This window comes from Nocardioides fonticola (assembly GCF_039536805.1).
Classification (GTDB): domain Bacteria; phylum Actinomycetota; class Actinomycetes; order Propionibacteriales; family Nocardioidaceae; genus Nocardioides; species Nocardioides fonticola.
Genome location: NZ_BAAAZH010000030.1, coordinates 1 through 7,662, shown reverse-complemented (window position 1 = coordinate 7,662; position 7,662 = coordinate 1). Strand labels below are relative to the sequence as shown.

Here is a 7,662-nt window from a genome sequence, read left to right as displayed (position 1 = left end):
CCCGCGCCCACGACGCCCGCATCACCGCCGAGGACGCCGCCGCCGCGGCCGCGCGCTCCGCCGAGGAGGCGCAGCTGGCCCGCGAGGCCGCCGAGCGCGCCGCCGAGGAGCAGGCCCGTCTCGCTCTCGAGGCCCAGGAGGCCACCACCTCGGCCCACCGCATGGCCGGCGAGCTCGCCGCCAGCCTCAAGTCGGCCTACGACGCCCGCCGCTCCGCCGAGGAGGCCGCCGCGGCCGCCTCCGACCGGGCCCGCGAGGCCGCCACCGCCCGTGCCGAGGCCGACCGGGCCGCCCGCGACGCCATCGAGCGCGCCAACGCCGCGATCGAGGGCCGCCTGGCCGCCGAGAACGCCGTCCGCGCCCAGGTGGAGGAGGCGCTCAAGGCCAACAAGCTGCGCACCGAGGCCGAGGAGCGCGCCCGCGTGGCCGCTGACGCCGCCACCCAGGCCATCGAGGCCCGGATGGTCGCCGAGAACGCCGCCAACCGCCGCGCCGCCGAGCGCGAGGCCGTCGACCGCTCGATCCTCCAGGCCACCCAGCTCGCCGAGCAGGCCGCCCGGGCCCGCGCCGACGCCGAGCAGCGCGCCGCCGAGCTCGCCATCGCCCTCGAGCGCACCCAGCGCATGCTGCTGGAGGAGCGCAACGACCGGGGCGGCCGCTGGCGTCGCCGCGAGTCGCTGCCGCAGGTCGGCTACGGCTCCACCTCGGCCTACCTCGAGGCTCCCCGCATCTCGACCGGCGCCCCGCGCGCCACGAGCCCGTCGGCCGCGCGGCCGTCGTCCGGCTCGACCGACCGGGAGGACGACCCAGCGCCCTGGGCGCCGGAGGAGACCACTGACGAACGGATCGAGGAGCCCGCACCGGGCGTCGAGGAGAGCGTGGAGCCGAGCGGCTCCGATGCTCTCGACGCGCCCTGGAGCGAGGACGAGCCGGTCGCCGAGCCGGAGGCCTTCGCCGAGCCGGAGGCGGCGATCGAGCCCGAGCCGGTTCTCGAGCCCGCGATCGAACCGGTCGTCGAGCCCGTGGCGATCGCGCCGGTCGCCTCGGTGGCCGCCGCCGAGCCGCGCGAGCAGGTGAGCGCCGTCCTGCCGCAGCGGACGCCGTCCACCCAGGCCGTGTCGGCCCCGGCCGCGACGACCGCCTCGGCCGGCCCGGCCGGCCCGGCCGGGAGCGTGCAGGTCTTCGAGACCCCGCGCGACCTGCGGGTGCCGCTGCTCGCGCTCGTGCTCGTCGTGTCGTTCGGCCTGGTCGTCTACACCGCGTTCCAGGGGTCGCTGGTCACGCTGCCCGGCATCGCGCTGCTGGCCGTGGCCGTGCTCAGCGCGATGGGCGTGGCCCAGCTGCGCGAGCGGCGCCGCAAGGTGTGGATCGACGCCGGCACGGTCTACGTCACCGACCGCGACTCCAAGCGCAGCTTCGACCTCACCTCCGAGCACACCCGCCTCGAGGAGCACGGCACCCCAGGCGATCGGAACTGGAAGCTGCACTTCGTGCGCCGCAGCCTGCCGCCGTTCGTCATCGACGCCTCGATGGTCGACGGCCGGGAGTTCAGCGCGGCTGTGCGGGCCTGGCGTCCGCAGCTCTGACAAATTCACCGGTGCACCGGTGACTCCCTCGCTTCTCAGGGAAAACTTCAGCCGATAAGTGACAGTTTTCCCTGAGAAGTGGCTCCGACTATCGGACGCGCGGCCCTTCGGCCACCGCCTCTCGAGCCTCGCCGTCAGTCCCCGACGGCGAGGCTCAGTGCGTTCAGCACCGCCTCGCGCGTCGGCGCACCGCTGGCGCGGGTGACCTCGCGGCCGGCGGCGTCGAGCACGAGCGTGGTCGGGGTGCGCAGGACGTCGACGGCGCGCACCAGCTCGAGGTGGTGCTCGGCGTCGATCTCGAGGTGCACCACGCCCGGCACCGCGGCCGCGACGTCGGAGAGCGTGCGCCGCGCGGCCCGGCAGGGGGCGCAGAAGGCGGAGGAGAACTGCACGAGGGTGGCGCGCTCGCCCAGCACGGCGTCGCCGACCGAGGAGGCCACGTGCGACCAGGCCGTGACGGCCTCCGCACCCTCGACCCCGGCCTGCGCCCGGTCGTCACCGGCCTGCTCGGTGCCGCGCACCCGGTGGGTGCCGCGGAAGCGTCCGTCGGTGACCGCGCGGTAGCCGCCGAACCCCAGGGCGAGGACGACGGCGGCGAGGGCGATCACGAGTCCGGTCATGAGGCTGCCAACCGTAGCGACGCGCTCGACATTCCGCCGCCGGCCCGCTCAGATCCGGCCCGCTCAGCCACCGGCGAACGGCGGCAGGAACTCCACCGTCTGCCCGGGCTCGACCCGCACCTGCGTCGGGTCGCGCGAGCCGACCGGCTGCTCCCCCACCAGGGTCGAGCACACCGCCACCACGTCGGCGAACCGCTGATCGGGGTGCAGCAGGCGGACGGCGTCCACCAGCTCGCGCAGGGTCACCGGACCGTCGACGGGCACGGCGTCCTCGGCGACGCCGGCCGCCGCCTTGGCTGCGGCCCAGTAACGAACCGTGATGATTTCGGTCTCAAACACGTTTGGAACCTTCCAAAGTGACCCTGATGTTTCCTAGTGTTCCGACAAGAGCACCAGACCGGAGCCCAGCGTTGCGTTTCGGTCCCCATCCCGACCGGGAGGAGACCACCCATGAGCACTCTGCTCCTGCTGACCAGCGCCCTGCAGCCGTCCGCGGAGGTGCTGCCCGGCCTCGCGCTGCTGGGCCACCACGTGAAGATCCTGCCTGCTGAGGGTTCGGCGCTGCTCGAGGCCCCCGATTCCGACCTCCTGCTGGTCGACGGACGCCAGGACCTCGCCCACGCACGCGACCTGTGCCGGCTCATCCGCACCACCGGCACCGACGTGCCCGTGCTGCTCATCGTCACCGAGGGCGGCCTGGCCGTCGTCAGCCACGACTGGGGCATGGACGACGTCGTCCTGCACACCTGCGGACCCGCCGAGCTCGAGGCCCGCATCAAGCTGGCCATCGGCCGACTCCTCGCCCGTCGCGAGGCCGCCGACCCCGAGGCCCACGTCATCCGCTCCGGCGAGGTCGTCGTCGACGACGCCACCTACACCGCCAAGATCGGCGGCCGCCCGCTCGACCTCACCTTCAAGGAGTTCGAGCTGCTGAAGTTCCTCGCCCAGCACCCCGGCCGGGTCTTCTCCCGCCAGCAGCTGCTCCAGGAGGTCTGGGGCTACGACTACTTCGGCGGCACCCGCACCGTCGACGTCCACGTGCGTCGGCTGCGCGCGAAGCTCGGCCCCGAGCACGAGACCCTCATCGGCACCGTGCGCAACGTCGGCTACCGCTTCGTGCTCCCCGCCAAGGAGAAGGCCGCCGAGAACGACGCCCGCCTCTCCGACGACACCGACGCGGAGTCCGACCGGGTCCTGCTCCAGGAGGCCTGATCCCCGTCCCCGCATCCGACGGCACTCTGCTCAGCCGCGTCCGCGCTCTCGCGGACGCGGCTGAGGCCGTCGATGGCAACGCGCCGCTCGACGAGGCCACCTGGCTGCGGCTGCGCCACCACCCCGATCACCTCTGGATCGAGGCCGACGAGCACGGGCTCGCGCTCGTCGCCGACGACGAGCTGACCCTCGTCGTCCACCCCGATGCGCGGGGCCGGGGCCATGGTGCCCGGCTGCTCGCGCAGGCCCTGGACGCCGTCCCGTCGGTGCAGGCGGCGTGGTCGCACGCCGACCATCCCGCCGCGCGCCGGCTGGCCGAGCGTGGGGGCTTCGCGGCCGCGCGGTCGCTGTGGGTGATGCGGCTGCGCACCGCCGACGGGCTGCCCGCGCTGGTGCTGCCGTCGGGAGTGTCGGTGCGCTCGTACCGGCCCGAGGACGCCGCGGAGGTGCTGCGCGTCAACGCCGCCGCCTTCGCCCACCACCCCGAACAGGGCGCGATGGACGAGGCGAACCTCGCCGAGCGGATGTCCCAGCCGTGGTTCGACCCCGTCGGCCTGCTCGTCGCCGAGATCGCCGATCGCCCCGGACTCGTCGGCTTCCACTGGACCAAGCGGCACTCCGCCGAGCTCGGCGAGGTCTACGTCGTCGGCGTCGACCCGGCCGCCCAGGGACACGGCCTCGGCCAGCTGCTGACCCTCGCCGGACTGCACCACCTCGCCGACGGCGGGGCGCGGGAGGTGCTGCTCTACGTGGAGTCCGACAACGACCCCGCCGTGGCGGTCTACCGCAAGCTCGGCTTCACCCACGCCGAGGCCGACACCCACGTGCAGTACGTACGGGACGCCCGCGGCTGACGGCGACCGGGCGCTGGGGGCGCACTTGAGGGGCGAAACCTGATGTTGTGGGGCGAAGCTTCGCCCATCAACATCAGGTTTCCCCGGCTGACCGGGGAAACCTGCAGCCGGCTACCGCAGCGGCCGCACGTGCAACCCGACCTCCGGATCGACCACGACCTCCTGGGCGGCGGGCATGCCGTCGACGCTCAGGACGGCGTCGAGCGGGACGTTGCGCTTGACCATCGCCAGGGCGATCGGGCCGAGTTCGTGGTGGCGGGCGGAGGTGCCGACGAAGCCGATCTGCTTCTCCCCTGCGAACAGCGGCGACCCGACGGGCGGGAGGCGGTTCTCGGTGCCGTCGAGGTGCAGCAGGGTGAGGCGGCGCGGCGGACGGCCGAGGGTGTGCACGCGGGCCACAGTCTCCTGACCGCGGTAGCAGCCCTTGTCGAGGTGCACGGCCGGGCCGATCCAGCCGACCTCGTTGGGGATCGTGCGCTCGTCGGTGTCGAGCCCCAGCCGCGGCTCGCCGCGGGCGATGCGCAGCGCCTCGTAGGCCCACAGTCCGCAGGCCGGTTCGGCAGCGGCGGCGTAGGCGGCCAGATCGCCGCGCGGCACGAACTCGAAGCCCAGACCGCCGGCCGCCGGCCGCCACATGACCGCGAGGTCGTCGCTGACGTCGGCGAGGTCGACGCGGCTCATGAAGACCATCCGCTCGAGGAAGCCCAGCAGAGCCGCTGCCGCACCCGGCTCGGTGTGCGCGACGAACGCGGTGCCGTCGTCCACCCCCGTGAACGCGTGCTCCACGTGCCCGTGCGGGTCGAGGATCAGCGCCTGGGTCCACTCCCCCGGTGCGAGCTCGAGCAGGTGCTGGGTCGTCAGCGCGTGCAGCCAGGTGAGCCGGTCGGGGCCCTCGATGCGGACGACGTCGCGGTGGGAGAGATCGACGAACCCGGCACCCGATTCCAGGTGGCGCTGCTCGGTGTTGAACGAGCCGTAGTGCGCGGCGACCGCGGCGTCGATGCCGTCGCCGGCGACCGCGCCGGGCAGGTCGAGCAGCGGGCTGGTGCGGGTCACGGGGACTCCTCCTCGGGGTGGCAGCAGGTGCCGAAGACGGTGAGGTGCGGCAGGTCGGCCTCGAAGTCGAACCGCTCGCGCAGCAGGGCGGCGAAGTCGCGGGCCGCGTCGGTGTCAACGGAGACCACCCGCTGACAATTCCGGCACACCAGGTGGAAGTGCTCGTGATCGGTGACCGCGTGGTAGGTCGGCGCCCGGTCGGAGAGGTGCGCGTGCCGGATCAGGCCGAGCTCCTCGAGCACCTCCAGCGTGCGGTAGATCGTGGAGAGGTTCACCGCGGACGACGCCGTGCGCACCTCCGCGAAGACCTCGTCGGGCGTCGCGTGCCCCAAGCGCTGGACGGCCTTGAGGATGAGCTCGCGCTGCGGGGTCAGGCGGTAGCCGCTGCCGCGCAGCCGCTCGCGCAACTCATCGGTCATGGCGTTCCCGGCGTCCTGATCACTGCCGCTGCAGGCGCGCCCACAGGTGCGGCTGCAGCTCCTGGCCGACCGCCTCCATGTCGTAGGCGTAGAGCAGGTCGCCCTCGACGTTGCCGTAGAGGCGGTGCCCGCCGGCGACCTCCTTGGCGGTCTGGGTGAAGCCGACGCCGGCGGTGCGCAGCTCGATCTTGCCGCCCTCCGCGACGCCGTACCAGATCTCGGTGACCCCGGTGTTGTGGCTGAGCACCATCTCCAGCTGGCCGTCGGGCAGGCAGCGCAGGAACCCGGTCTCCTGGGCGGCCTCGCGCACGGTCTCGCCGTTCTCGTCGACGATCCACGAGCGGGCGAAGTAGTGCAGGAACGGACGGCCGTCCTGCTGGAAGACCAGCTCCTGGCCGAACTGGAAGGCGTCGATCGTCGGGTAGTCGCCGTGCCCGTTGCCCGCCCAGGTGCCGAGGAGCCACGCCACCGGCGCGCACTGGGGATGGAGGTTGGAGGGGATCTCGAACGCCATGCCCGCCAGCCTATCGGCGCGGCACGGCGTCCTAGGGTGGCCCCATGCCGCGTCCCCTGGTCCTCAAGGTCACCTGCGCCCAGGACGATCCCGAACGCGCCAACCAGGCCTTCACCGTCGCGGCCGCCGCCGTGGCCGCCGGCGCCGAGGTCTCGCTGTGGCTGACCGGCGAGGCCGCCTGGTACGCCGTCGCGGGCCGCGGCCCCGACCTGGGGCTGGCCCACGCCGGCAGCGTGGAGGACCTCCTCGGCGTCGTCCTGGACGGCGGGCGGGTGACGGTGTGCACCCAGTGCGCGATGCGGCGCGGCATCGAGGCCGACGCCGTGCGCCCCGGCGTCCGGGTGGCGGGGGCGGCGGTGTTCGCCGAGGAGATCCTCGCCGACGGCGTCCAGGCGCTCGTCTACTGAGGGTGCTCGGACGGCGTCCGGGGCGCCCTCGGCGTCCCGCTGACCACAGCAGCACCAGCGGACAGGCGGAACTGCCCGGAATCGGCCTGATCGGGGCCGGAAACGGCAGGTTTCCCCGGTCGGCCGGGGAAACTGCCGTGCCCCCTCCCCACCCGACCACCACCGACCCGGCGTTCCCTCTAGGCTCCCGCTCATGAGCGGTGGCGATCCCTCCGACGCGTCCGGACGGTTCTGGCGACGCCGGTCCGACCCGGCTGTGCCCGAGGAGCCGGCGGCACCGGTCGCGCCCGAACCGGTGGTGCCCGCGCCGCCGCCCGGACCCACGCTGGAGCAGCTCCAGATCCGCCTGCACGACGAGCTGGAGAAGGCCGAGCGGGTCGCCCATCTGCGCACCCTCGCCGAGACCGCCGCCTCCGAGCAGGCCGCCGAGCGGCTCGTCGCCGAGGAGGCCGCCCGGGACGCCGCCGAGGCCCGCGCCGAGGCCGACCGCGCCGCTGCCGAGCACGCCCGGCTCGCCGCCGAGGCCCACGAGGCACGCGCCGCCGCCGAGCAGGCCCTCGCCGAGCTCACCGCCGCCCACACCGCGGCGCTCCAGGAGGCCACCGCCGAGGCCGAACGCGCCGTCCGGGCCCACGCCGAGGCGGCCCGCACCACGGTCGACGCCGAGCGGCTGCGGGAGGTCGCCGAGCGCGCCCTCGCCGACCAGACCGCCGCCCGGCTGGAGGCCGAGGAGGCCGCCACCACCGCGCTGGCCGCCGCCACAGCCGCCGAGGAGGCCCGGCTCGCCGCCGAGCAGGCCGCCGCCGACCTGGCCGACCGCGCGATCGCGGCCGCGGAGGCGCGGTTGGCCGCCGAACAGCGCGCCGAGCACGCCATGAGCGAGCTCGCCACCGAGATCGAGGGCCGCGCCCACGCCGAGCGAGCCGCCCAGGAGGCCCACGCCCTCGCCGCTGCCGCCGCCGACGCCCGGGCGGCCGCCGAGCACGCCGCCCGC

Annotated in this window: 10 protein-coding genes; 5 read left to right on the top strand and 5 right to left on the bottom strand. The window is 74.5% G+C overall.

Annotation, left to right across the window (positions count from 1 at the left end; genetic code table 11):
- Positions 1-1,586: hypothetical protein (locus tag ABD671_RS19040; protein ID WP_425574938.1), on the top strand; the 1,586-nt coding region annotated here is incomplete at its 5' end.
- 134 nt (positions 1,587-1,720) lie between these two features.
- On the opposite strand, the gene ABD671_RS19035 is transcribed toward ABD671_RS19040, so the two are convergent.
- Positions 1,721-2,206, bottom strand: coding sequence for a thioredoxin family protein (locus ABD671_RS19035; RefSeq protein ID WP_344735046.1), 486 nt, complete (start codon positions 2,204-2,206; stop codon positions 1,721-1,723).
- Positions 2,207-2,269: 63 nt separating this feature from the next.
- Positions 2,270-2,545 (bottom strand): MoaD/ThiS family protein, encoded by a 276-nt coding sequence (locus tag ABD671_RS19030; protein WP_344735045.1) that lies wholly within the window; start codon positions 2,543-2,545, stop codon positions 2,270-2,272.
- 111 nt (positions 2,546-2,656) lie between these two features.
- On the opposite strand from ABD671_RS19030, the gene ABD671_RS19025 reads away from it, so the two are divergent.
- Together ABD671_RS19025 and mshD are read left to right on the top strand one after the other, a co-directional pair.
- Positions 2,657-3,418, top strand: a complete 762-nt coding sequence (locus tag ABD671_RS19025; protein ID WP_344735044.1) for a response regulator transcription factor — start codon at positions 2,657-2,659, stop codon at positions 3,416-3,418.
- Positions 3,415-4,272 carry a mycothiol synthase gene (mshD, locus tag ABD671_RS19020; RefSeq protein WP_344735047.1) on the top strand — a complete coding sequence of 286 codons (858 nt, stop codon included), beginning with the start codon at positions 3,415-3,417 and terminating at the stop codon, positions 4,270-4,272. The genes ABD671_RS19025 and mshD overlap by 4 nt, the downstream gene beginning before the upstream one ends.
- Before the next feature lie 111 nt (positions 4,273-4,383).
- On the opposite strand, the gene ygfZ is transcribed toward mshD, so the two are convergent.
- Genes ygfZ through ABD671_RS19005 form a run of 3 tightly spaced genes read right to left on the bottom strand, consistent with a single transcriptional unit; the run spans position 4,384 to position 6,261 of the window.
- Positions 4,384-5,328, bottom strand: a complete 945-nt coding sequence (gene ygfZ / locus ABD671_RS19015; protein WP_344735043.1) for a CAF17-like 4Fe-4S cluster assembly/insertion protein YgfZ — start codon at positions 5,326-5,328, stop codon at positions 4,384-4,386.
- Positions 5,325-5,747, bottom strand: a complete 423-nt coding sequence (locus ABD671_RS19010; protein WP_344735042.1) for a Fur family transcriptional regulator — start codon at positions 5,745-5,747, stop codon at positions 5,325-5,327. The genes ygfZ and ABD671_RS19010 overlap by 4 nt, the downstream gene beginning before the upstream one ends.
- 19 nt (positions 5,748-5,766) lie before the next feature.
- Positions 5,767-6,261 (bottom strand): heme-binding beta-barrel domain-containing protein, encoded by a 495-nt coding sequence (locus ABD671_RS19005; RefSeq protein WP_344735041.1) that lies wholly within the window; start codon positions 6,259-6,261, stop codon positions 5,767-5,769.
- A gap of 44 nt (positions 6,262-6,305) precedes the next feature.
- Between ABD671_RS19005 and ABD671_RS19000 the strand changes: the two genes are divergently transcribed.
- Together ABD671_RS19000 and ABD671_RS18995 are read left to right on the top strand one after the other, a co-directional pair.
- A complete protein-coding gene (locus tag ABD671_RS19000; RefSeq protein WP_344735040.1) occupies positions 6,306-6,668 on the top strand; it encodes a DsrE family protein in 363 nt (120 codons plus the stop codon).
- 193 nt (positions 6,669-6,861) lie between these two features.
- Positions 6,862-7,662 (top strand): hypothetical protein (locus ABD671_RS18995; RefSeq protein ID WP_344735039.1); only part of this gene is annotated, 801 nt, incomplete at its 3' end.